Here is a 24,114-nt window from a genome sequence, read left to right on the forward strand (position 1 = left end):
TGGGGATTCACAAGGAAAATTGGCCCGCGCTGTTCTGACCTTGAAAGAACAGGAAAACGAGCACAATTTCGGGCCTTTAGGCTTCCAATAGAAGATTTACGCGACGATTGGTTTTGCCCTTTTTCTCGACTTTGCCGAAGTGAACGCGCCCGATTTCACTTGTGCGGGCAACATGGGTTCCGCCGCAAGGTTGCAAATCGATCATGTCCTTGCCTTCCCCGATTGCCACAAGGCGAATGCGACCCGATCCGCGCGGCGGCTGCACGCGGAGTGTTTTGACGAGGCCGGGGCTGGCATCAAGTTCTTCGTCGGTAATCCACGTTTCGCGAATGGGAAGGTCACGGTCAATCAGCCCGTTTATCCCCTCTTCCAACGCATCTCGGTTCTCTAAAGGTTCGGGCATGTTGAAATCCAGCCGACCCTTTTCAGCCCCAACAGCCCCTCCGGTTACGGGCAATGGAATAACCACCGAAAGCAAATGCAGCGCCGTATGTATACGCATGTGGCGGTATCGACGCTCCCAGTCGAGCTTTTGGTCCAAATGGGTACCGATCGGTGGCATAGGGTTTGGCGCAGCGGGAACCAAAACAATCTGATCCCCCTCGCCTTTGATCGTTGTCGCGATCTCAAGCGACTGCCCGTTATTCCATGTCAGCACACCGGAATCGCCGGGCTGCCCGCCACCTGTGGGGTAAAACACGGTTTGATCCAAAATGATGCCGCCCTCATCTGTGTGGCCGAGCACCTTGCCCTTGGCTTCACGCTGATACGGGTCGGAACGAAATAGCATCTCCGTCATGCAGAGTCCTCTGATGGAGTTTTAGGCGATGGTTGTGCGGTTGGCCTTGACGTGGGGCGTAGCGCCTCTGGGTTGCGCAGCCAAATGTCGCGCTGTGCGAATGGAATCTCGATGCCCTCCGCAGCGAAACGCTTAAGAATTTCATGGTTCATCTCGGAGGCAACCGCCAGCTTCCAGTTCACATCACGTAGGATTGCGCGAATTTCGAAATCTATGCTGTCTGCGCCAAACCGTACAAGGAGCGCGGATGGCTCTGGTGCCGCAAGAACCATTGGATGCCCCTTGGCCACTTCCAGCAGGATTTCTTGCACGCGCTCCGCATCAGACCCATAAGCCGCTCCGACAGGAAGGACCAGCCGACCAACAGAGTTACCACGGGTCCAGTTTGTGACGACGCCAGACACAAGATCGCCATTTGGGATAATCACATCGGTGCGGTCAAAGGTTTCAATGCGAGTGGAGCGCACGGAAATGTCGCGCACATACCCCATTTGCCCACCGACATCGATCCAGTCCCCTTCTGAGATTGGTCGTTCCACCAAAAGAATAATGCCTGATACAAAGTTTGAGACGATGTTTTGCAGGCCAAAGCCAATGCCAAGCGAGAGCGCACCCGCGACAAATGCGAGCGACGTCAAATCAATTCCCGCAGACATAACAGCAACGAGGCCAGCAAGGAAAATTCCGACATATCCAACGCCCGCGACCAGAGCGTTCTGTCCGCCGATATCAAGGCGTGTTTTCGGCAAGATTGTCGTGCGCAGCGCTCCTTGCACCAGCCGCGTGATCATGAAGCCGATCGCAAAAATCAGCGCGAAGTAGAAAAATATCTCTGGCGAGATTTGAAGCCCGCCGATGGTTACGCCCTCGCGGATAGTTGTCCAAAGTTCAGAGAGCTGCGCAGCCCGCACGCCCCAGATCAAAGCAAAGACCGGCAAGGAGGCCAAACAAACCAGAAAGGCGAACATCACCGGCAACAGCGCGTCGTTATGAGCGCCTGATTGCTTCGACACAGCGTCATAAACTTCGTTAACCACGCGGAACAGCAAAGTCAGAACAGCGATCAAGCCAATCGACGGGATCATCGGGAACACCAGCGCAACCGATGCGGTATAGTATCCAGCGGCGGCCAGAACCGGACCGACAATAGAAATCGCCATAACGATACGGCAGATGAACTTCAGAATCTTGTCGCGGAATGCGGTCTGCTGCTCTTGGTCTTCAAGTCGATTTAGTGAGATTGCCTTAACCACGACATGTGCGAAACGATACGCCAGCAAACCAGTTGCCACGATCAGCGGGAACAGAATGACAGCGCGTGTGCCGATCTCCGGAATCTCAAATCGGAAAATCACGCGCGCAAATAGAAACAAACCATAGATCAGGCCAAGAAGTTCGAAATACAGCCGCGCCTCAAAGCGCCTGTCGCTAACAAGATCCGCAACGCCGATGCGATCATCCGCGCTTGGAAACAGCATATGCGCCAGCCAATGCGCCACATAGAAAGAGATCGCAAGATACTGCAGCCCCTCGACCAACGCGGCGGCCCGTAATCGCACATATCCAGTTTCCGATATGGCCTCGAACACCAGCAGAAGCCCCGCGAGCGGCGCCATCGACGCAAGGAAGCTTAGAACAAATACGATAAGCCAGTGGCGCGACGATGCGACATCGGCATCGGATTTCGGCATGTAGGATCGCACGAGCTTTGAACCACGGAACAATAGCGCAAGCCCAAGAACCCCATACAAAATAATAAGATGAAAGTTCTCTTTGAAGTGATCATAACGCCGACGTTCGACCAAATCGCTTGAGACGACATCCTCGCGCTCAAAAGCAAAATTATAGAGTAATTCAAGCGCGCTGCCCCAATATGTCGGCAGCAGTGGCGACGGAGCAATCTCAGACAGCGCATCAACTTGCCGCTCGCGCATCAAGGCATCAATCTCGCGAATAAGCCCCGTGGCCTGTGCTAATGCCTCGTCGACGGCTTGATGTGGCAATCGTACACGAGCGATCTCTTCTTCGAGCGCTTTGCGTTTCTCGGTAACAACATCGACTTCAGGAGTTTCCGGCGTGGGCTTTGCGATGGCGGCGAGTTGCGCCTCTAGTGTTCTCAGCCGCTCTTCGTTGCCAGGACGCCCAGTTAGAAACACCTCGCGCCACTGAGCAACCTCGCTCCGGAGTTCCTCGATCTCTTGATCAGTAGCCTCAGGGTTGCCTATTATCTCCTCGGCTTGCCGCGCTGTTATCTGCCAATCTCTGTAAACACCGGTGCCGACGATATCTTCTGCGTCGAGCAAATCCAGATCAGCCATCGCAAGCAGGCTTCGAACCTGCTTGGCCTCGCCCTCAAGAGGGATACTTTCGCTTTCTCCAGTTACTTCGCTTGCGGCCTCGGCTTCATTTCCTTCGGCAGGCGCCTCTGCATCCTGCGTAAAACCGGCACCAGCCCACAGCAAAATGAACGCAGCACACAAGAGCGCCGCGCCCCAACGAAGCCAGTTAAGAGATTGGATGTGACGCTCCGAACCGGCTCGCTGCATATCTTAGTCCTCGAATACTCCGGGGATCGAGCGCGGAGCTTGATCAAGCCAGTTTGGAACAGGAAGCCCCTTGTCTTTCAGGAACGCCGGATTGAACAGCTTACTCTGATAACGCGTGCCGTAGTCGCACAGGATCGTTACGATCGTATGGCCCGGTCCAAGTTCCTTTGCCAGACGCACCGCACCCGCGACGTTGATACCAGAAGATCCACCAAGGCAAATTCCTTCTTCTTCCAGAAGGTCAAATACATAAGGCAGAGCTTCGGAATCAGGGATTTGGTAAGCGTGATCAACGGAAAGCCCCTCAAGGTTCGCTGTGATACGCCCCTGCCCGATACCTTCAGTGATCGACGTTCCTTCGGACTTCAACTCGCCGTTCTTATAGAAGTTATAGAGCGCTGCACCTTCCGGATCAGCGATCCCGATTTTCACGTCCGCTTTTTTCTCTCGAAGCCCCATAGCCACGCCCGCAAGCGTTCCGCCTGATCCAACTGCGCAGATAAACCCGTCAACATTGCCCTTTGTCTGCTCCCAGATTTCAGGCGCAGTTGTCTCATAGTGGGATTGACGGTTTGCGACGTTATCAAACTGGTTCGCCCAGATCGCGCCGTTGGGCTCGCTTTTGGCCAATTCTTCGGCCAAACGCTGGCTGTAACGCACGTAGTTATTCGGGTTTTTATAAGGCGCAGCAGGCACTTGCACCAGCTCGGCCCCTGCGAGGCGGATCATGTCTTTCTTTTCCTGACTTTGCGTTTCAGGAATGACAATCACGGTTTTAAACCCCATCGACGCGCCCACAAGCGCAAGGCCAATACCGGTATTACCCGCAGTCCCCTCGACGATCGTACCGCCCGGTTTCAGAGCACCGGATTCAATCGCCGCACGAATGATATAAAGCGCAGCGCGATCCTTGACCGACTGGCCCGGATTCATGAATTCGGCCTTACCCAAAATCTCGCAACCAGTGGCGTCGGAGACAGAGTTCAGGCGCACCATCGGGGTGTTGCCGATCAATTCCGGCAGGTCTTTACAAACGCGCATTTCAAGCCCTTTTTCTAAGATGTTGGCACTGTTTAGGATGCAGCGCAACGGAACTCAAGCGCCAGCGTTGGCCAGCATACGAAGTCGTGAGCGGTTTTGAGCCAGCCACAACGCCGAAAGTACCAACGGCCCATTGGCATTCCGCCCACCAGAAACCAGTGACATAAGCGCCTCAAACGAGAGAACATGGCTTTTGATGTCTTCCCCCTCCTCGGCAACACCGGAGATTCCGGCGATACTATCAGGCAGGTCGGCGATCCCCACATAGCTGGTGAGATACTCGCTCGTCCCGCCCGGAGACGGGTAGTAACGGCTGATGAACTCCAACCGCGCAAACGAGACGCCAGCTTCTTCCTGTGCTTCTCGGTGAGCGGTGTCTTCTGGTGTTTCGCCCGGGTCCATACGTCCGGCAATTGGCTCCAGACTTAGCGAATACCGGTCTCCTCGTGCAAATATCCCCGCTCGGAATTGCTCGATCAGTAACACCTTATCCCGCTGCGGATCATACGGCAGGACCGTAACAGCATCCGCCATCAGAAACACGGCGCGTTCTACTTCTAGTTCGCGCTGCCCGTCAAAGCTGGTGTGAGACAGCACAAGATCATCAACTGCAAAGAACCGATCATATCCGCGTGACTGCTTCTTCACAGCCGCGACCGGACGTGCAGCGCCTGCCCCTTCTCGTTCCACTTCAGCCATGGCGCGCAATTTCGAGGCTGCGCGAATGCGGATCGGCCCGAACCGTGCGCCAACCTCTTCTGGCGCTTCCTTGCCAAATCGCGACATGACCTCACTGGCGGCCTCGAGGGCGATTGCCCCCCACCGCGTGGACCAAGCCTCAAGGTCCCAAACCGCATCACTTTCTGGCTCTTTGAGCGGACGAAACACGTCTGCGATTTCGCCATTCGCGAGCGTCACACTCTCGAGCGCGTAGCCAAAACAAGCTTCGTAGAAGGCCAATCGATCACGTACGCCAGTGTCGGCGCTCCGCAAGCAAAGGCCCTCGGCGCGCTCGCCCTTGGCATGTACCAAACAGGGATAATCTGCTCCGGCAACAGTATTGATTGCATGATCTTCTAGGGTCGCGGCACCAAGGCTTGTTGTTAGATCACGCCCCGCAACAAGGTTGAGCAATGGCAGGTAACGCAATGTACCAAAAAGAAAAATCGCATCAGACATAAATAAAACGGCCTTATCACTCCGGCCGCTTTCAGCATGAAAACCGCTGGCTTAGTTCCAGCGGCGGCTTGCCCATTCGACCATATAGCCAGCGGCACAACCGCCAACCAGAAGCGTAATAAACACCGCAGGCGTTGCAAGGTAAAGCGCCATTTCACCGTAGATTTTTGCCATCTCGACAAGCGCATCCATCGGGCCATCATATCGGCCTCGCATAGAGGTCATGATCATCTCGTATCCGGATTGAAAGAAGAGGCAGGTAAGAACCGCCGCCACCATGGCCGTGAACCCGTTTCCGAGCGCAGCAGAGTAGCCGATCCGTTGCCGAACGCCAGCCACGCGCCATGCAACGATACCTGCAAGAATCGCGTTCACCTCTGATAGTTTGCCTGCGTTCATTCCTTCCGGCAGTTCAAACTTCACCAATTCAGACGCAAACCACGCAACCGCTGCAAACGTCACAAAGGCCATAACTCGAGACATCGAGAGCATGAAACACCCCTTTTTTGTCATGGGTACGGGGGTTTACTCCGTGGAGCAACGGATTTCACGCCTACATGCGGTTTTCCCTACGCAGGGTTGCACGCGCACAACGTTCGGGTGTGGCGCTAAAGCTCAAATCACGCACGCACATCCACAACAACGCGTCCTTTGACCTGCCCCTTCAGGATATCGCGGCCAAGTTGAGGAAGGTCTTCGAGCGTCGCGGGAACGATCATGTCGTCAAGCTTGTCTTTTGGAAGAAATTCAGCAAGCGCATTCCATGCTTTCACCCTGTTTTCAAAGGGTTGCATGACACTATCAATCCCAAGCAAGTTCACCCCACGCAGGATAAACGGCAAAACAGTCGCCGGCAATTGCGGTCCTCCGGCAAGCCCAACCGCCGCGACCGAAGCGCCATATTGCATTTGACCAAACACCCGCGCCAGCATATCGCCGCCAACGGCATCAATGCACCCTGCCCATGTTTCTGACTCTAATGGCCGCTTAACAGTTTCGGCAATCGCTTCACGCGGGACAATTTCTGTGGCGCCAAGCCCTCGCAGGTATGGCTCGGTTTCTGGCCGCCCAGTCACTGCGGCAACTTCATATCCTTTATTTGCCAAGATCGCTGTTGCAACGGAGCCAACACCGCCTGCCGCTCCCGTAACAAGAACCTTGCCCTTGTTTGGCGTAAGCCCGTGCTCTTCGAGCGCGACAGTCGCCAGCATTGCGGTCAATCCCGCAGTTCCGATCGCCATGGCTTGCCGCGTTGTGAGCCCATCCGGCAATGGAACCAACCAATCCGCCTTCACACGAGCCTTTTCAGCATAACCGCCCCAATGAACCTCTCCTACGCGCCAACCAGTCAGAACAACCTTGTCGCCAACCGAATACCGCTCATCACTGCTTTCCGCGACTGTTCCTGCAAAATCAATACCCGGAACATGCGGATAATTTCGGACCAGCCCGCCTCCGCTCCCAAGACATAACCCGTCTTTATAATTCACAGTGGAATAGTCCACATCAACGAGGACATCACCGTCAGGAAGATCATCGACAGAGATATTCTTTACACCCGCGTGTGTTTTTCCCTCATCATCTTTCTCGACAACCAGCGCTCTAAACATATGAAAATACTCCCTGATTTCGGCAAACCACAGATAATCTCCCGTTTGCCACTCCACCCTTTAAATCAACAAGACACCACGTTGGCGCATATTGCAAGAACAGCCGAACCAATGCGGGCAAGACCGGAAAATTGCGGCGATGATCCCTTGTAAGTTCCGCGCGCCGCGCCTAAGTTGAGGCTGTCCTTCGGGACTATGAACATAAACGCGCTCGTAATAAGCGGATCGGACCCGGGGGCGGTACCCGGCGACTCCACCAAATACCTTCATTTGAGGTCCATGGGGTCGAAATAGGATCGACGAACGTCTAAAGGGGTTTGCTTTGTTTCGGTGAGTTACCACCGTTATCGGTACATTTAAGCTAGTTGCAAATGACAACGACGCTCCGATGGCTCTGGCTGCTTAAGCAGTCCGAAAAGTCGAAACTTTAAGCCCTAGCGCATTGCTGCCCTAGGCGGGGTTCGCAGGTACCTGGCAACAGAAACCTGCACTTACCTTCCCCAGTATTTCGGCATAAGTATGAAGCTCCATGTTTTAGGGTTTCCTTATGCGCGCCTCTCTCCGCCAACACATCCTTCGCGTCTGCGACGAAAAAATCGCCCGTAAAGGCGATGATGTCGGCGTATCGTTTTATGCCTTCTTCAAGAACAAGAATGACAACCCCGCCCTTTTGATGGAAGCGGCGACATGGTGGATTGAGACCCATCAGCTTGATCACTTTGTCAATGCGGCAAAGATCAAAGAAATGGTCATGCGCGGCGATTGAACTCTATCCGTTCAAAAGAATTGACCCAATATCGATAACCGCCTAACTCTCGACGCAACTAACACGCTGAAAACAAGCCTGAAAGTACGTCGTGAATAACCCCACTCTCTCTGAGGCAACTCGCATCTTTGCCCGTATTGGCCTGCTGTCGTTTGGCGGGCCTGCGGCGCAAATTGCACTGATGCACAAGGAGTTGGTTGAGGAGCGACCGTGGCTTAGCGAGTCTCAATTCCTCTCGGCGCTGTCGTTCTGTATGTTACTTCCCGGACCCGAAGCGATGCAGCTTGCGACCTATGCTGGCTGGCGGCTTCATGGCGTGAGGGGCGGTCTGATTGCTGGCGCTTTGTTCGTCATTCCCGGGGCAATCGTGGTGCTGGCGCTGGCGATGGCCTACGCGCTCTTTGGCGAGGTGCCTTTGGTCGAGGCTCTTTTCCTCGGAGTAAAAGCAGCGGTGGTCGTGATCGTCATCGACGCTTTGCTCAAGGTCTCGCGTCGCGCGCTCAAATCACCACTTGCATGGGGAATTGCGGCCTCAAGCTTCATCGCAATCTATGTGTTTGCGTTACCCTACCCGCTCATCGTTGCACTTGCCGCTCTGATCGGTGCAATCGGGCTTCGTGGTTCACTTCCTGAAATGACCGTCGAAAATGGGCCTGCAACGCGCCCGCAAACGTTAAAAACCGTTTTGACTTGGGGAAGCCTATGGGCCGCACCTCTCGCGCTTTTGTACCTCTCCGGCGCTCAGCTCCTAACTGCAATCGGTTTGTTCTTTTCAAAACTTGCGATCGTCACCTTTGGCGGTGCCTACGCCGTACTCGCCTATATGACCCAAACCGTGGTGGCCGAGCATGGATGGATCAGCACCGCAACGATGATGGACGGGCTCGGACTGGCCGAAACAACTCCCGGCCCGCTTATTCTGGTTACGGAGTTCGTTGGATTTCAAGCTGCCTATAACGCCGGAGGCATGGCGCTCGGGATCGCCGGGGCTCTCGTTGCGCTCTGGATGACCTTTGTGCCCTGTTTCCTCTGGATTTTCACCTTCGCACCTTACCTTTCAACTCTAAGCACCCGACCAAAACTTTCCGCCGCGCTCGCAGGGATTACCGCCGCTGTGGTCGGTGTTATTCTGAACCTCTCGTTCTGGTTCGCGGCCCATGTGCTATTCAAGGATACGACCCAGTACAGATACGGTTGGTTTGATGTGCTCCTGCCGAATCCGGCGAGCCTTGATCTTGCCGCTGCTGGCCTCGCTGTTCTTGCCGGAATACTCATGTTTGTAGCCAAGCTCGGCATGGGGCGAACCTTGCTTATCATGGCGCTTGCGGGCCTTGGCCTTCATACCATTGGACTCTAAAGCATCGGGCGAAATTTCTGGATCACTTACGCGCTGCCTCTCGTAATCAGCGAGCTCAAAAATTGAAACATGGTTGTCATGAGCCTGTGGCCGCGCGCTTTGGGCAAAGTTCATAGAACCTCACAATTTTCATTGCGCCGTTTCGGGAAAAACGCTCGCGCCCCCTTTCCTTCCCGAAACCGCAGGCTTATGCTTTTTAAAGACGCGACTATCCAAAGGCCAAAAAATGTCTGACTTCATCGACTATGGAAACCTGATGCACAGCGCCATGCGGAGCCTTATCCAAAAGGTGCTTCAAGGCGTTCAGGAGAATGGCCTTCCAGGCGCGCACCACTTTTTCATTACCTTTGACACCCTGCATCCCGACGTCGAGATGGCAGACTGGCTATCGGATCGCTATCCGGGTGAAATGACGGTGGTAATGCAGAACTGGTTTGAAAATCTTGAAGTTTCGGATGACGGTTTCAAGGTTACGATGAAATTCGGCGGAACTCCGGAAAACCTATATATTCCATATGATTCCATCGTAACATTTGTGGATCCTTCGGTTGAGTTTGGCCTTCGGTTTGAAACCCAAGAAGACCGCGAAGAAGAGGCCGACGCCCCCGTTGAAGAAGCCCCAATGGCCGAAGACGTGGAAGAAGAAGCAAAGGACGCCGAAGTTGTCAGCCTCGACAGCTTCCGCAAATAGCCACCGCGCCTAATATTCGGGCAATTTACCGCGCCCCTTCCCCCTCCTGAGAGATTGTCAAAACCGCGCCTGCGCTCTATAGCTTACGGCGAATTTTGCCTTGAGTTCTCAGGAGAGATAAATGACCGCAACTCGTACCGAAACCGACAGCTTTGGCCCTCTTGAGGTCCCTTCCGACAAATACTGGGGCGCGCAAACGCAACGGTCGCTTATCAATTTTCCGATCGGCTGGGAGAAGCAGCCCGTTGCCATCGTTCGGGCGCTTGGCGTCATCAAGAAAGCCTGTGCGCAAGCCAACGTAGAAAGCGGCGCACTGGATGCGAAAATCGGCGGTGCGATTGTTGAGGCCGCTGGCGAAGTCATCGACGGTAAGTTCGATGACAACTTTCCGCTCGTCGTCTGGCAAACAGGCTCCGGCACGCAATCCAACATGAACTCCAACGAGGTGATCGCCAACCGTGCGATTGAAATTCTCGGTGGTGTGATCGGCTCCAAAGATCCTGTGCATCCCAACGATCACTGCAATATGGGCCAGTCCTCGAACGACACCTTCCCAACTGCCATGCATATCGCGACCGCAATGACCGCGCGTGATGTCTTGATCCCCGGCCTTGAGAAGCTCCACGCTGCGCTCGAAGCCAAAGTTGCGGAGTTTGAGGGCATCATCAAAATCGGCCGCACCCACACAATGGACGCAACACCGCTCACCCTCGCACAGGAATTCTCCGGCTATGCCCACCAGCTTGCCAAGGGGATCGAGCGCGTAAAAGCATCCCTGAACGATGTTTACGAGCTTGCACAGGGCGGTACTGCCGTTGGAACCGGCCTGAATACACGCGTCGGCTGGGGCGAGAAGGTTGCGGCAAATATGGCCGAAATCACTGGTCTGCCCTTCGTAACAGCACCAAACAAATTCGAAGCGCTTGCCGCCCATGACGCGCTTGTCATGTTCTCCGGCGCGTTGAAAACCGTTGCGGCGAGCCTGTTCAAAATTGCAAACGATATCCGCCTTCTCGGTTCCGGCCCACGCTGTGGCCTTGGCGAGTTGTTGTTGCCTGAGAATGAGCCCGGCTCCTCGATCATGCCTGGCAAAGTGAACCCGACACAGTGTGAATCCATGACGCAGGTTTGCGCCCATGTCATCGGCAATGACGCCGCGGTTGGTTTTGCGGGCAGCCAAGGGCACTTCGAATTGAACGTTTATAATCCAATGATGGCTTATAACGTCCTGCAGTCCATGCAGCTTCTGGGCGACGCGGCCTCTGCGTTTACTGATAATTGTGTGGTCGGCATCAAAGCCAACAAAGACCGCATCGAGAAGATCATGAATGAATCGCTCATGCTCGTGACAGCCCTCGCCCCGACCATTGGTTATGACAACGCAACAACCGTTGCCAAGACCGCGCACAAAAACGGCACAACCCTCAAAGAAGAGGCGATTGCGCTTGGCTTTGTGGACGAGAAAACCTTTGACGAAGTCGTGCGGCCAGAAAACATGATCGGCCCCAAAGACGCATGACCAAAATCACCAATCTGAACCGTGCGCGGAAATCCCGCGCACGGGAAGAAAAACGCGCGCAGGCGGATCAAAACGCCGCGCAATTTGGCCGCTCCAAGGCTGAGCGCCTACTTGATGCATCTCGCAACGAAAAAGCGCGCAAAATGCTCGACCAACACGAGTTGACAGAGCAAGAAGACGACGGCTTTGAAGCCGACTAGTACCGCCGGCCCGACACGCTCGGGCTGGCAATCCGGCGCCGCAGTAGCCACCACCTTGCGGCCCAACGTACTTTGTTTCTGAGTAAAATAGAGAAAACACGCCCAAGTTGACGTAAGGTCGCCTGACTTTTGTACAGGTTGCCAAGGATTCCTGACGATTTACGATGGGGATGTTCGGGCGTGTAATGTTTGCCCGAAGGTAAAGGACGTTCGGGCCAAATTGCTTGATCGAAAGTATATGAGTATGAGACCAAAAAAGCGTTCTTTGACCTTGAACGGTCATAGAACGAGTGTGTCGCTGGAAGATGAATTCTGGGCGGCCTTTAAAAAAATTGCGGACGAGCAGAAAACTCCGTTAAACGCCCTAGCGGCACAGATAGACAAAGAGCGTGGCATTGACCTCGGGCTTGCCTCGGCGATCCGGCTGTACATCTTGAAATATTATCAGGACAAGCTGAAGAGCTAGGCGCTTTTACGGGAACTGACCTTTAACCAAATACCATTTTTGGCGCGCACTGTGAGATGCGCAACGGGTATTGGTTTTGGTCCATCGGCCGCGCTAAAGGAAAAAGCGCGGAGCAGATGGGCAAGGATCATCGGCCCTTCAGCCATCGCAAACCCCGCGCCTGGACAGACACGCGCGCCCTTTGAAAACGGAAGATAGGCCTTGCGCAGCGCGGCCTTGCCTTCAGGTGTTTTGAAGCGGTCCGGATCAAAACAATCTGGGTTATCCCACATGCCAGTGTGTCGCTGCATATGCCACGGCGAGATCACAACCTGTGCGCCCTTCTCAACATTCCGTCCGCGAAACTGGTGCGGACATTGCGCCTCTCGTACCATCATCGGAACCGGCGGATAGAGACGCAACGCCTCTTGAAACACATCGCGCGTTAACCGCAACTTCCCGAGTTTAGATAAGCTTACCGGACCTTGCCCAACCTGCGCGTCGATCTCGTCTTGAACACGGCCCTGCATGTCCTGATCGACCGCCAACAGATACATGGCCCAAGCGAGCGCAGAGGCGCTTGTTTCATGCCCAGCGAGGAAGAATATCGCCACCTGATCGACCATTTCTGCGGGTGAAAAGCAGTTGCCGGTTTGCGGGTCCTTCGTTGTCATGATCTTCGTCGCTAAGTCGTCTGGTGCGTCGCCGCGCTCAATGGCTTTGGCGCGATCCATCACCAGCTCGGTGATAAGCTCACGTAAGGCACGCGCGCGCTTGATTGTCGCACGTCTGTGAAACCGTGGGACCCAACGTGGAATCGGCAAGAATGCTGCCAGATTGAGGATCGGTTGTGTGCGCTGAAACCCTTGGAACTGCACAAACACTTCGGACGCGGTGTGATGGGTAATCGGAATGGAAAACAAAGTCCGGAAAATGATATCGGCGGCTGTAAAGCTTGCCTCCTGCTCAAACTCTACCGGATCATCCCCCGCCCTCTTCGCGAGCCGCTCCACCATTGCCGCACTTGCCGCCTCCATCGCCGGAAGCACTTCGCGCAGTCTCCCCCCTTCAAACGCCGGATTGATGATACGGCGCTGCCGCTCCCACTCCGCACCATTGGTCAGGAACACAGAGTTTCCAAGCAGGGGTTCCAGCCCCTCTCGGATACGGTTCGACTTGGGAAATTCGCTCGGGCGTTCCTTCAGGACCAAGTCCACAAGTTCTGGCTGGTTAATGAGAAACGAGCGAAAGAACGGCGTTTTGAACTCGGCCATCTTGGCGCCATAGAGCTTTTCCGGCTGGGCAGAGAGGATATCTTTGCGAAACGCCCGTAAATAGGCGAAAAGACTGGCTTTTTCGGGACGCGAAGAAGGTTTAGGAGGTGTGAAACTCATGTGTCTGTATAAGGCGATGCCTCAACATCTATCCTTGATTTTGATGGGGCTCGCCCGCGAAAGCGTTCGGCCAAGGTGAGCGGGCCAGCCGTAATCTGGAAATAGTCATAGTCGTTCGGACGGTCAAACGCACAGAGATACTGAAAATGCAGGCGAAAATAGCGCCTTTTGAGCTTCTGCCACATCTCGGGGCTTAGAGTTTGAGAAAATGCCGCAGAGATTACGAGCGGCCATTTCTTATTGCGCGGCGCGACACCAGACACAGCAACAGGATCGCAGAGCGCGAAGGAACACCCATCCGCCGGCGCAGACACATCAACCCAGCACAAATCATCACGCGTTGACAAGAACGCCAAATCGCCACGTAGCCGACGCGCCTCGGGTAAGAAAGACATCATAGGAATGGCTTGCCCAAGCGTGAGCAGCGCCAGCGCAGGCCCCTGTGGCGAAGGTGGCGCCTTGCGGATCAAATCAGCAAGGATCGATACCGCTAAATGCGCGCCGGAAGAGTGACCAACAACAAGAACCTCGTCGTAATCCTGTTCCATCGCATCTGCTATACTGTGTCGAAACGCTTTGATAACTGCCTCATCTGCATCCGAATAGGCACCGCGCAGTTGTACCGCATGCGCGTAGTCATGCATCAGGTAGTAAGCGTAAATCTTGCTATCGATCGAGCGAAACCACCTGAGGATCATCACGAATACAAGCGGGAAAATCACCCAACCGACGTTGGGATAAATCGCCCAAGACACCGCCCCCGCCGCTACACGCGCAACGAGGAACGCGGCCAAGAGTTGCAAGAGCAGCGTCAAAACAGGATAAAATGCCGCGATGATTGGCCCTTTGCGCAACATCATCAGGCTGCGCAATGTTCCGGTTCTCGTATAAATCCACGTCGTTCGAACAAGCTGCCAATAGGTCGACAGAACGCCGCGCGACATGGATTTTTTGACAATGTCCGTCCATGGCAAAACGGTTACATCTGCTTGGACGGGCCTGCCGTCAATTTGCGAAAGTACCTGCCAGCCAAAATCATCCTCGCCGATGATCGGGCGGCCGAAGGTTATGTCGTATTCCGAAATTTCGCTCTGCCGGATTGCCTCTGTGCGATACAACTCACGATACCGCCGAGGCGGATGCGGATCATATCCGGGAATGTAAAAAACCTTGCGCTTACTCACCAATCCCGGTGTTTTCTGCCTAAGCTCTTGCCCCACCACGTCAATTTGCCCGTTCTTGCCCTCGATAAACCACAGCCTAGCGCAATTACCTGAATGAAATAAGTACAAAATCAGCGGCAGTGAAGAGCAATGGACAAACCGCAAGGCGCGCCATAGGTTCTGTGCATGACCTATGACGAAGACATTGATGCGCTTGGCCTTTTGTGCCCGCTACCTGTTTTGAAAGCCCGCAAGAAACTTGGCACAATGCAAGCTGGAGCGGTTCTCGCCGTGATCGCAGATGATCCCGCCGCAGAGATCGACGTGCCGCATTTCTGTGCTGAAAACGGACACGAGTTTCTAGGTCAGGAAACCGCAGAAGGCCTTGGACATGGTCGTGCAGCGACGCGGTACTTCATCCGCCGAAAATAGAAACTCAACGCTACAAATGCCAACGCCGAGTCCAAGACTCGGCGTTGTTTCGATTTTCTAATGTGCCGCTAAGAGCTACTTCCCGAGCGACCACCAGCCCTTTTTCTTGGGCTTCTCTTTAACTTCAGGCGCGGCAGCTACTGGCTCTGGCTCCGGCTTTGCCACTGGCGCGGCTTCCGGTTCAGGCGTTGCAACCGCAATTGCGGCCTCTTCCTTAGCAGGCTCTGCGGCCACTGCAGGGGCCTCTTCCGCAGGTTTGGCCTTTGGCTTACGGCTTCGCGTCTTCTTAACAGGAGCTTCCTCGGCCGCCGCTTCTGTTGAAGCGTCTTCTTTTGCCTTCTTACGCGGTGCGCGTTTGCGTGCTGGCTTAGCCGGCGCCTCTTCAGACGCTACTTCCGGCGCATCCGTAGAAACAGTCGCGTCACCTTGATCAGCAGCTTCTGCAGCTTCCTTTTTCTTGGAAGTGCGGCGACGCGCTGGTTTCTTCACTGGCTTCTCTTCCTTAGAGGACTCAGCTTTAGCGTCTTCGCCCTCTGTAGAAGCCTCCTCTTTTACCTCAGCGTCAGAGGCTTTCTTACGCGGAGCGCGGCGACGTTTCTTAGGCGCCTCCTCTGTCTTTGCTTCAGAAGAGTCTGCTGCTTCCGCCGGTTTAGCTTCAGCGTCCGCTTTCTCCTCGTTCTGAGCCTCTGTCGGCTTGTCATCAGAGGTTTGCGTATCTGTCGAGTTCTCGTTGTTGGCGTTTTCAGCGTCAGCATTGTTATTGCCTCCGCCACCACGACGACGGCGACGACGACGACGGCGCTTCTTGGGCTGCTGCTCTTCCTCGGACCGCGCGGAATTCTCACCGTTCTGATCGTTGGATTGGCCGTTTTCGCTCTCGATATCTTCGTCAACGCCATCCATCAGGGATGCATCAACTGATACAACTGGCGCAGCGGTTTCGCGAAGGTTCCGAGTCGCTGTTTTGAACCGCTCAATCGAGAAATCAGGGCTAACAAGGAACGGATCGGCTTCAATCCGCACCGAAAGGCCGTAACGCGCTTCGATCTGGGCGATGTGTTCACGCTTGGTGTTCACGAGGAAGTTCATAATGCCAACTGGCACCTTCAGCAGAACCTCGCGGGAACGGCGACGCACACCCTCTTCTTCAAGCTGGCGAAGGATGGACAGCGCAAGGTTGTCATCAGAACGGATCAAGCCCGTGCCGTGACAATGGTGACATGGCTGTGTTGTAGCTTCGATCATACCAGGGCGCAGGCGCTGGCGTGACATTTCCATCAAGCCAAATCCAGAGATGCGACCGACCTGAATTCGGGCGCGATCGGTCTTGAGCTTTTCCTTCATCCGCTTTTCAACGGCAGCGTTGTTGCGGCGGTCTTCCATGTCGATGAAGTCAATCACGATCAGACCGGCCAAATCACGCAGACGCAACTGGCGAGCCACCTCATCGGCGGCCTCGAGGTTGGTTTTGACGGCCGTGTCTTCGATCGAGCCTTCTTTGGTGGCGCGACCAGAGTTTACGTCAATGGCCACAAGCGCCTCGGTCACACCAATCACGATGTAACCACCTGATTTAAGCTGCACCGTCGGGTTAAACATTCCCGCCAGATAGCTCTCGACCTGATAGCGCGCAAACAGCGGCAAAGGATCAGTATAGCGTTTCACATTTTTGGCGTGGGACGGCATGATCATTTTCATGAAGTCTTTGGCCACGCGATAGCCAGCTTCGCCCTCTACCGCGACTTCGTCGATATCACGGTTATAAAGATCGCGGATCGACCGTTTGATCAGATCGCCCTCTTCATAGATTTTCGCTGGCGCGATGGATTTCAGTGTCAGTGCGCGAATTTGCTCCCAGAGGCGCTGAAGGTATTCATAGTCGCGCTTGATCTCTGGCTTGGTCCGCTCGGCCCCTGCGGTACGCACAATAAGGCCCGCGCCTTCTGGCACGTCAATTTCTTGCGCGATCTGCTTGAGTTTCTTGCGGTCGGCCACGTTGGTGATCTTGCGTGAAATGCCGCCACCGCGCGCAGTGTTTGGCATCAGAACACAGTACCGGCCTGCGAGCGAAAGATATGTGGTCAGCGCCGCGCCTTTGTTGCCGCGCTCTTCCTTTACGACCTGTACCAGAAGGATCTGGCGAACTTTGATCACTTCTTGGATTTTATATTTGCGTGGACGACGCTTGCGTGGCACGCGGATTTCTTCAGTGACATCCTCGTCCGCAACCGACTCGATCTGGTCGTCTTTTTCAGTTGCGTCTAGCGGCGCATCATCATCGTCGTCATCGCTGTCGTCAGTGTCATCCTCAGAAGCATCATCGCCTGCGCCATCGGATTTCGCGTCTGCTTTCGAAGCATCCTCAACAGGTGTCTCAGCGCCTTTTGTTGCTTCTGTTTTCTCGTCAGCAGCAGCGTCTGCGGTGCTGTCGTCTTCTGCAGCCTTCGCAGTTTCTGCTTCGCCTTCGGTTGCAGCAGGTGTCTCGACCGGTGTTTCGCCGACGAGTTCCATGGGCGAGCTGCCCTCTTCGGACTCGTCAAGATCAACCACATCCATACCAGACGGACCGGACTTGGATGCAGACGTTTCCTCGACCTCTTTGGTCTCTACAGCGTCGTTGGATTTGTTCTCTGCGGCTTTACCACGGCGACGACGGCGGCGCTTGGGGGCAGGTTTTTCGTCCTCTTCCTCAAGCGATTTCGCATATGCGCGTTCCTCGGCCAACAGCGCTTCGCGGTCGGCAACGGGAATTTGGTAGTAATCCGGATGAATCTCGGAAAACGCGAGGAAACCATGACGGTTTCCGCCATAGTCGATAAAGGCCGCCTGAAGCGACGGCTCAACCCGTGTTACTTTTGCAAGATAGATGTTGCCAGCAAGCTGGCGTCTGTTTTCGGACTCAAAGTCAAATTCCTCAACCTTGGTTCCATCAACCACCACAACGCGAGTTTCCTCTGCGTGGGTGGCGTCGATAAGCATTTTCTTAGCCATGTGATCTCTTTGCACGCTCGCAAGCTGCGCAATCCTGTTTGGGATCCGCGTATTGCAAGGTGTCTGATAAGGGCGAACTGCGTGTCCAGGAGTCGCGGCATGGCTTTAGGGGCGGCGCTTACGCTCGCTCTTGCCTCCAGCCTCTGATCTCCGGCGCGTCTCATCGCGTTTCTTCTCCGATGCTCTCTGCAGCTAGCGACAACGTCGTCAATTGCGGAGGCACCCGTTCATGCGCCCGGGCCGGCTTGCGGCCTCTCGGGCAAATTAGTGGCCTTTCGGCCTATCGGTCTGCGCCGTCGCCAGAGCCTTGGCTCCGTCCCGCCGGTCGCAGCGAAACTTTCCGTGCGGTACAGCCCAAAATCAGGGCGGCCCACCGTAGCACGATACTAATGGGCTTCTACAGGCAATTACAATGGGGAAAATACCCCACAACGCGAAACGGGGGCGAAAGATGGCGGTAAACACCATCTCAAACGCCCCGCAACCCGTCACTTTTCAGTGTTTAGAGGTAATCCGAGCGCGACAGCGCATATTTCGCCATTTTCTCGTTCAATGTCCGTCGCGGCAGGCAAAGCTCGTCCATAACAGAGACGATACTGCCCTTGTGGCGGCGCATTGTGTTGTCAATCAACATACGCTCAAATGCCTCGACATACTCCTTGAGCGGTTTGCCTTCGGTTGTCATTGTCGGCGCAACTTCTTCGTTATCGGCCATCAACAAGCTGGCAATTGTCCCCGTGCCACGACGATTTTGCAACACCGCACGCTCGGCAATATTGATAAGCTGACGCACGTTACCCGGCCATGGCGCTTGCAAAAGCTGCGCAGCCTCTTGCGCGCTCACTTCAGGCGCGTCACAGCCATATTCGTCAGCGAATTGCTCTGACAGACGTGTGAACAGCAACAAAATATCTTCACCACGTTGGCGCAGCGGCGGCAGCGTGATTTTAAGCGCGGCAAGACGGTAAAATAGATCGGGGCGCAACGCATCTTCACAGGTTTTACCCTGTTCCTGAAGGTTACAAATTGCAATGATCCGCGTTTCTGCGGGGGTTCCCTGATCATTGATAAAGGTCAGCAGCCGCGCCTGAAGTGCCTGACTTAGAGCTTCGATATCTTCGAGAACGAGCGTTCCGCCGCGTGCATCTTCGACAAGTGGTTGGTTGCCACCATCCTCAATCGGGCCAAACAGGCGTCGCGCAAGCTCTTCTTCTTCATACGCACCGCAGGAGATCAGCTTGAACTTCTTCCCTGCGCGTGCGCCGACAGCGTGCAGCGCGTGGGCCACAAGCGTTTTGCCGGTTCCGGTTTCGCCTTCAATCAGAACATGGCCGTCCGCCTGCCCCAGATCGAGAATATCCTCGCGCAGGCGCTCCATGACTGGGCTGGCACCAATCAGCTTTTTCATCACTGCGCCACCATCACCAAGCTCACGACGCAATGCGCGGCTGTCGAGTGTTAGGCGACGGGATTGGGTGGCTTTCTTCGCCAATTGGGTCATTTGGTCGGGGTTAAAAGGCTTTTCAAGGAAGTCATACGCTCCGACCCGCATCGCCTCCACCGCCATCGGCACATCACCGTGACCAGTGATCATAATGACGGGAAGCCCGCTATCAATGCTCATCAGCTTCTTCAAAAGCGCCATGCCATCCATTCCAGGCATGCGGATGTCGCTCACGACGATACCGGGATAATCCGGCCCAACAACCTTGAGTGCCTCTTCAGCGCTCGCGAATGTTTCCGTGTCAAATCCGGATAACGCCAACCATTGACTGATGGACTGACGCATGTCCTTTTCATCATCCACGATTGCAATTTTCATTGCCTTTGCCATGAGGCCCTCATTCGGCTGCTTCAAACTCTTCGCTTAATATGGGGAGTTGAACTTCAAATACAGCCCCCCCTGCTTCTGCATTTCGTGCGGTCAACCGACCGCCAAAATCATTGACGATGCCGCTGGAAATTGCCAGCCCGAGTCCGACCCCATCGCCTGGGGCCTTGGTTGTATAAAACGGCTCAAATAGCGAGTCGAGATCATCGATCCCATCACCATTGTCCCGCAAAGCCAAAACCGCTGTTTCTCCTGCAGTTAGGAGAATATCAACTTTGGGTGATTTTGCCGTTTTGGTTGCGTCAAGCGCGTTGCGGAACAGATTGATAATCACCTGCTCAAGCCGCATTTGGTCCGCCATGACCCAAACGGGCTCGTTCGGAATTGTACGTGTCACCTCGACCTGCCGGCTCTTGAGTTGCGGCTCCATCATAGCCAAGGCAGAGGACAGCGCGGTGCGAACATCCACGGGCTGAAAACTTTCGCCGCCCTTTCGGGCATAGCTTTTAAGCTGTTTCGTAATCGCGCCCATACGTTCGATAAGGTCGTCAATCCGCTGAAAACTCGCGGCTGCTTCTTCTGGTCGTTTGCGTTGAAGAAGTAGCTTGGCCCCCGCCAGATATGTTTTCATGGCGGCAAGCGGTTGGTTCAATTCGTGGCTCACGGCCGCAGACATCTCTCCCAACGCCGCAAGTTTGGAGCTCTGTGCGAGGGTTTGTTCGGCCATATCCAGATGTTTCTCGGCTTTCTCGCGCTCCGCAATCTCGCTCTGAAGCCGCTGGTTCAGGCGCCGCAATTCTTCGGATTCATTTTGGAAAAACATCGAAGACACGCGCGCACGCCGCGACACGACATAAAAGCCCAGCGCCAGCAGAATGGCAAAGGTCATGATTTCGAGCGCAAGGAACCCGTTCACCCGTTCGCGCACGGATTCATAGGAGGTAAAGCTCGTCATGCGCCACCCTTGGAACGGAATGCGCACATCCTGCCGCATGAAGGAGTCCCCCTGTAGATACGCATCTACAGGCAAGTTGGTCCATTCATTCGCAGAACTGAACGCGCGGGCAATGGCGGTAGACGGCGATTGCGCCGCGAGGGCTTCGCCTTCTTTCAACCCGCGCCACCGCGGTTCGGTCGTCAGGATGATCGTCCCTTCGGAATCGGCCACCATAACCGCGTCGGCAAACCCTTTCCACGCGACCTCGAACTGGCGCAAATCGACTTCGACAACAATCACACCAATGAAATTGCCGTTGAAGGATATCTTCTGCGAATAGGAGAACCGCGAGAGCCCTGCTTCGCTCGTACCAGAAGAAAAGACCGACTTCTCAGAGCGTGTCGCCGCAACAAATGCCGCCGAGGATCGCGCATTCTGACCCAAGAGATTGCGGTCCGTCGCCGCGACGACCCGCCCCTCGGAATCCATCAAGGCGAGCCCCTCAATGCCGATTTCATTGGCATAAGAGATCAGCTGCTGGCTGGATTTCGAGTAATCCCCAGACGTCAGCGCAAGGGCGAGCGCCGGATCACGCGCCAGCACCTGTGGCACAACCGCGCTTTGTTGAATTTCAGCGATAATATTACCCGAATAAAGCGCAAGGCGCACTTGCGCGCGGCTGCGCGTGGATTCGGTATAGCGGTCTGTCAAAAGGATATTGGTGGACCAGACAATTGCGACCGCGATAACGATTGCCAATACCACACCAAGCCGAAGCCACCATGACATACGCATTTCGCCACGGTTGGCCTTCATCCTGCGCAATCGCGCCCGCGCCTCGGCCCGTGACCTGCGGCCACCCGAGCGCGGCAAGAACCAAGTCTTGCCAAAGGGTTCCCGACCCGAAGAGGTGGACGTGGATTTTTTGTTGGCCATGCCCCAGCTTATGCCGCTAGGGACCTGTGCTCAAGCGCTGGAGATCAGGCGGAAACCATTTCCTCGACGAGCGAGCGGAAAAACGCCTGTCCGTCGGAATTGCCATGCGCATCTTCGAACGCACGCTCAGGATGCGGCATCATACCAAGAACGCGTTTGTTGGCGCTTAGTACTCCGGCAATGTCGTCCGCGGAACCGTTCGGGTTTTCGCCATAGGTAAAGGCAACGCGGCCTTCATCCTTGAGCTTCGCCAAAGTGTCCGGGTCGGCGGTATAGTTGCCATCATGATGGGCGATTGGAATGTTGATCACCTGCCCCTGCTCATATCCGCGCGTATAGGCGGTTTCGGCATTTTGAACCACGAGCGGAACCGTGCGGCAAATGTACTTCAAGCCCGCATTGCGCAGAAGCGCGCCGGGAAGAAGGCCAGTCTCGGTCAGGATTTGAAAACCGTTGCAGACGCCAAAGACATAACCGCCCTTTTGTCCGAATTCGACAACGGCTTTACAGATCGGGCTTTGCGCTGCAATCGCGCCACACCGCAGATAGTCACCAAAGGAAAACCCGCCCGGCACACCGATAAAATCAAGACCGGAAGGTAGCTCGCTATCTTTGTGCCAAACGCGGGTCACATCTGCGCCGCTGTCGCGCAGCGCCACTTCGAGATCACGATCACAGTTCGATCCAGGGAAAACGATGACGGCGGCTTTCATGGGAATGTCCTTTGCAAAGTCAGGCAGTTGGCGGCCAGTAAGGGAAATGCGTGGGGTTACACAAGTTCGATCGAGTAGCTTTCGATCACTGTATTGGCCAGCAGCTTCTCGCACATGTCTTTCACTGTGTCTTCGGTTGTGCCATCGGCAAGGTCGAGTTCGATGATCTTGCCCTGCCGGACCTTCTCTACGCCTTCAAAACCGAGCGTTCCGAGCGCGCGGCGCACCGCAGCCCCCTGCGGGTCAAGAACACCATTCTTCAACATCACATGCACGCGGGCTTTCATAGCAGTCGGTCCTTAGTTAATCAGAGTAGGTTTTGGAGTGTGGGTCACGTTGCTGGGCATGACGCCAAGCCGTTTCGCCACCTCGGTATAGGCATCGGCCAAATCGCCAAGATCCTGCCGGAATACATCCTTGTCGAGCTTGCGTCCGGTTTCGATATCCCAGAGACGGCAACTATCAGGGCTAATCTCATCAGCAACGATCAGACGTGGGAAGTCACCTTCGTAAATACGACCAATCTCGATCTTGAAATCAACGAGCTTGATGCCAACCCCATAAAGAACACCAGATAGGTAGTCATTCACACGCAGTGCCAGCGAAATAATATCGTCAAGGTCCTGCTGGCTCGCCCAGCCGAAAGCGATGATATATTCTTCGGGAACCATCGGATCCCCTAGCGCGTCGTCCTTATAGGAAAACTCTACAATCGGGCGCGGCATCGGAGTGCCTTCTTCGACGCCCATACGCTTGGAGAAAGATCCGGCGGCAAAGTTGCGCACAATCACTTCGAGCGGAACAATCTCGACGCTCTTGATCAACTGCTCTCGCATATTGAGGCGCTTGATGAAGTGAGTCGGCACGCCAATATTGGCCAGACCCGTCATGAAAAACTCGCTCAGGCGGTTGTTCAACACGCCTTTGCCGTCAATTACATCGCGCTTTTCGGCGTTGAATGCGGTGGCATCATCCTTGAAATACTGCACCAATGTGCCTGGTTCCGGCCCCTCAAAGAGTGTTTTTGCCTTACCTTCATAGATCTTTTTACGACGTGCCATCTGGTCTCCGATCTTCGGATGCTGTGGATAGACGCAGACCCCGAGTCCACATCCCTTGCGCGCCCTATAAGGCATGGACCGTTTTGCCGCAAGCATCACCATCACTCTTGCAGGTCGGTGCGCGAAGTTACATATTGAGAAAGAACACCACTTACACCTCTGAGGACCAGACATGACGACATTTGACGATCGCGAAAACGCATTCGAAGCCAAGTTTGCGCATGACGCGGATATGCAGTTCAAAGCAGACGCCCGCCGCAACAAGCTTATCGGCCTCTGGGCTGCTGAGTTGCTCGGAAAAACCGGTGAAGCTGCAGAAGCTTACGCCAAAGAGGTCGTTAAAGCCGATTTCGAAGAAGCCGGTCACGAAGACGTCGTGCGCAAGCTGGTTGCAGACCTTGAAGGCAAGGCCGACGAAGCCACCATCCGCGCACAGATGGAAGATTCGATGAAAGAGGCCAAAGCGCAGATCGCCGAAGAGCACTAATCCGCGCGAGAAAACC

At 54.9% G+C, this 24,114-nt stretch carries 22 protein-coding genes and 1 other RNA gene; 9 read left to right on the top strand and 14 right to left on the bottom strand.

What is annotated here, in order from left to right:
• Window positions 1-76: 76 nt before the first annotated feature.
• The 6 genes from N9C89_RS08340 to N9C89_RS08365 form a co-directional block, all read right to left on the bottom strand.
• Window positions 77-799 (bottom strand): alanyl-tRNA editing protein, encoded by a 723-nt coding sequence (locus N9C89_RS08340; RefSeq protein ID WP_263953427.1) that lies wholly within the window; start codon window positions 797-799, stop codon window positions 77-79.
• Window positions 796-3,345, bottom strand: coding sequence for a DUF3772 domain-containing protein (locus tag N9C89_RS08345; RefSeq protein ID WP_263953428.1), 2,550 nt, complete (start codon window positions 3,343-3,345; stop codon window positions 796-798). The genes N9C89_RS08340 and N9C89_RS08345 overlap by 4 nt, the downstream gene beginning before the upstream one ends.
• 3 nt (window positions 3,346-3,348) lie before the next feature.
• Window positions 3,349-4,386, bottom strand: a complete 1,038-nt coding sequence (locus tag N9C89_RS08350; RefSeq protein ID WP_263953429.1) for a cysteine synthase A — start codon at window positions 4,384-4,386, stop codon at window positions 3,349-3,351.
• A 54-nt stretch (window positions 4,387-4,440) separates the two neighbouring features.
• Window positions 4,441-5,565 carry an NUDIX domain-containing protein gene (locus N9C89_RS08355; RefSeq protein WP_263953430.1) on the bottom strand — a complete coding sequence of 375 codons (1,125 nt, stop codon included), beginning with the start codon at window positions 5,563-5,565 and terminating at the stop codon, window positions 4,441-4,443.
• A gap of 51 nt (window positions 5,566-5,616) precedes the next feature.
• Entirely contained in the window at window positions 5,617-6,057 is a 441-nt protein-coding gene (locus N9C89_RS08360) for a TrgA family protein (protein WP_263953431.1), read from the bottom strand.
• A gap of 128 nt (window positions 6,058-6,185) precedes the next feature.
• Entirely contained in the window at window positions 6,186-7,175 is a 990-nt protein-coding gene (locus tag N9C89_RS08365; RefSeq protein WP_263953432.1) for an MDR family oxidoreductase, read from the bottom strand.
• Between the two features lie 143 nt (window positions 7,176-7,318).
• On the opposite strand from N9C89_RS08365, the gene ssrA reads away from it, so the two are divergent.
• The 7 genes from ssrA (at window position 7,319) to N9C89_RS08400 (ending at window position 12,174) form a co-directional block, all read left to right on the top strand.
• Window positions 7,319-7,667, top strand: a transfer-messenger RNA (tmRNA) gene (ssrA, locus tag N9C89_RS08370).
• 55 nt (window positions 7,668-7,722) lie between these two features.
• Window positions 7,723-7,941, top strand: a complete 219-nt coding sequence (locus tag N9C89_RS08375; protein ID WP_263953433.1) for a DUF6500 family protein — start codon at window positions 7,723-7,725, stop codon at window positions 7,939-7,941.
• A gap of 91 nt (window positions 7,942-8,032) precedes the next feature.
• Window positions 8,033-9,298, top strand: a complete 1,266-nt coding sequence (chrA, locus tag N9C89_RS08380) for a chromate efflux transporter (RefSeq protein ID WP_263953434.1) — start codon at window positions 8,033-8,035, stop codon at window positions 9,296-9,298.
• Between the two features lie 226 nt (window positions 9,299-9,524).
• Complete coding sequence (locus N9C89_RS08385; RefSeq protein ID WP_263953435.1) at window positions 9,525-9,989, top strand: SspB family protein; 465 nt, start codon at window positions 9,525-9,527, stop codon at window positions 9,987-9,989.
• A 121-nt stretch (window positions 9,990-10,110) separates the two neighbouring features.
• Window positions 10,111-11,508 (top strand): class II fumarate hydratase, encoded by a 1,398-nt coding sequence (gene fumC, locus N9C89_RS08390; protein ID WP_263953436.1) that lies wholly within the window; start codon window positions 10,111-10,113, stop codon window positions 11,506-11,508.
• Window positions 11,505-11,708 (top strand): DUF4169 family protein, encoded by a 204-nt coding sequence (locus tag N9C89_RS08395; RefSeq protein ID WP_263953437.1) that lies wholly within the window; start codon window positions 11,505-11,507, stop codon window positions 11,706-11,708. The genes fumC and N9C89_RS08395 overlap by 4 nt, the downstream gene beginning before the upstream one ends.
• 244 nt (window positions 11,709-11,952) lie before the next feature.
• Window positions 11,953-12,174: a ribbon-helix-helix domain-containing protein gene (locus N9C89_RS08400; RefSeq protein WP_317134929.1), complete on the top strand. Its 222-nt coding sequence runs from the start codon at window positions 11,953-11,955 to the stop codon at window positions 12,172-12,174.
• Here the strand turns inward: N9C89_RS08400 and N9C89_RS08405 are convergent.
• Both N9C89_RS08405 and N9C89_RS08410 read right to left on the bottom strand, forming a co-directional pair.
• Window positions 12,171-13,547 (bottom strand): cytochrome P450, encoded by a 1,377-nt coding sequence (locus N9C89_RS08405; RefSeq protein WP_263953438.1) that lies wholly within the window; start codon window positions 13,545-13,547, stop codon window positions 12,171-12,173. The two genes, N9C89_RS08400 and N9C89_RS08405, sit on opposite strands and share 4 nt — an antisense overlap.
• Window positions 13,544-14,770, bottom strand: coding sequence for a hypothetical protein (locus N9C89_RS08410; RefSeq protein WP_263953439.1), 1,227 nt, complete (start codon window positions 14,768-14,770; stop codon window positions 13,544-13,546). The genes N9C89_RS08405 and N9C89_RS08410 overlap by 4 nt, the downstream gene beginning before the upstream one ends.
• A 126-nt stretch (window positions 14,771-14,896) precedes the next feature.
• On the opposite strand from N9C89_RS08410, the gene N9C89_RS08415 reads away from it, so the two are divergent.
• On the top strand, window positions 14,897-15,142 hold the full coding sequence (locus N9C89_RS08415) for a sulfurtransferase TusA family protein (RefSeq protein ID WP_263953440.1): 246 nt from the start codon (window positions 14,897-14,899) through the stop codon (window positions 15,140-15,142).
• A 75-nt stretch (window positions 15,143-15,217) separates the two neighbouring features.
• Here N9C89_RS08415 and N9C89_RS08420 read toward each other — a convergent pair whose 3' ends face one another.
• The 6 genes from N9C89_RS08420 to purC all read right to left on the bottom strand — a co-directional run bounded on the left by N9C89_RS08420 (window position 15,218) and on the right by purC (window position 23,611).
• Window positions 15,218-18,133 carry an Rne/Rng family ribonuclease gene (locus tag N9C89_RS08420; RefSeq protein WP_263953441.1) on the bottom strand — a complete coding sequence of 972 codons (2,916 nt, stop codon included), beginning with the start codon at window positions 18,131-18,133 and terminating at the stop codon, window positions 15,218-15,220.
• A gap of 502 nt (window positions 18,134-18,635) precedes the next feature.
• Complete coding sequence (locus N9C89_RS08425; RefSeq protein ID WP_263953442.1) at window positions 18,636-19,967, bottom strand: sigma-54-dependent transcriptional regulator; 1,332 nt, start codon at window positions 19,965-19,967, stop codon at window positions 18,636-18,638.
• Window positions 19,968-19,974: 7 nt separating this feature from the next.
• Window positions 19,975-21,717: a sensor histidine kinase gene (locus N9C89_RS08430; RefSeq protein WP_394358506.1), complete on the bottom strand. Its 1,743-nt coding sequence runs from the start codon at window positions 21,715-21,717 to the stop codon at window positions 19,975-19,977.
• Window positions 21,718-21,881: 164 nt separating this feature from the next.
• On the bottom strand, window positions 21,882-22,550 hold the full coding sequence (purQ, locus tag N9C89_RS08435; protein ID WP_263953443.1) for a phosphoribosylformylglycinamidine synthase subunit PurQ: 669 nt from the start codon (window positions 22,548-22,550) through the stop codon (window positions 21,882-21,884).
• A gap of 56 nt (window positions 22,551-22,606) precedes the next feature.
• Window positions 22,607-22,837 (bottom strand): phosphoribosylformylglycinamidine synthase subunit PurS, encoded by a 231-nt coding sequence (gene purS, locus N9C89_RS08440; RefSeq protein ID WP_263953444.1) that lies wholly within the window; start codon window positions 22,835-22,837, stop codon window positions 22,607-22,609.
• A gap of 12 nt (window positions 22,838-22,849) precedes the next feature.
• On the bottom strand, window positions 22,850-23,611 hold the full coding sequence (purC, locus tag N9C89_RS08445) for a phosphoribosylaminoimidazolesuccinocarboxamide synthase (protein WP_263953445.1): 762 nt from the start codon (window positions 23,609-23,611) through the stop codon (window positions 22,850-22,852).
• 172 nt (window positions 23,612-23,783) lie between these two features.
• Between purC and N9C89_RS08450 the strand changes: the two genes are divergently transcribed.
• On the top strand, window positions 23,784-24,098 hold the full coding sequence (locus tag N9C89_RS08450) for a DUF1476 domain-containing protein (RefSeq protein WP_263953446.1): 315 nt from the start codon (window positions 23,784-23,786) through the stop codon (window positions 24,096-24,098).
• Window positions 24,099-24,114 lie beyond the last annotated feature (16 nt).

Origin of the sequence: Halocynthiibacter sp. SDUM655004 (assembly GCF_026015885.1) — a bacterium.
GTDB classification, from domain to species: Bacteria; Pseudomonadota; Alphaproteobacteria; order Rhodobacterales; family Rhodobacteraceae; genus Falsihalocynthiibacter; species Falsihalocynthiibacter halioticoli.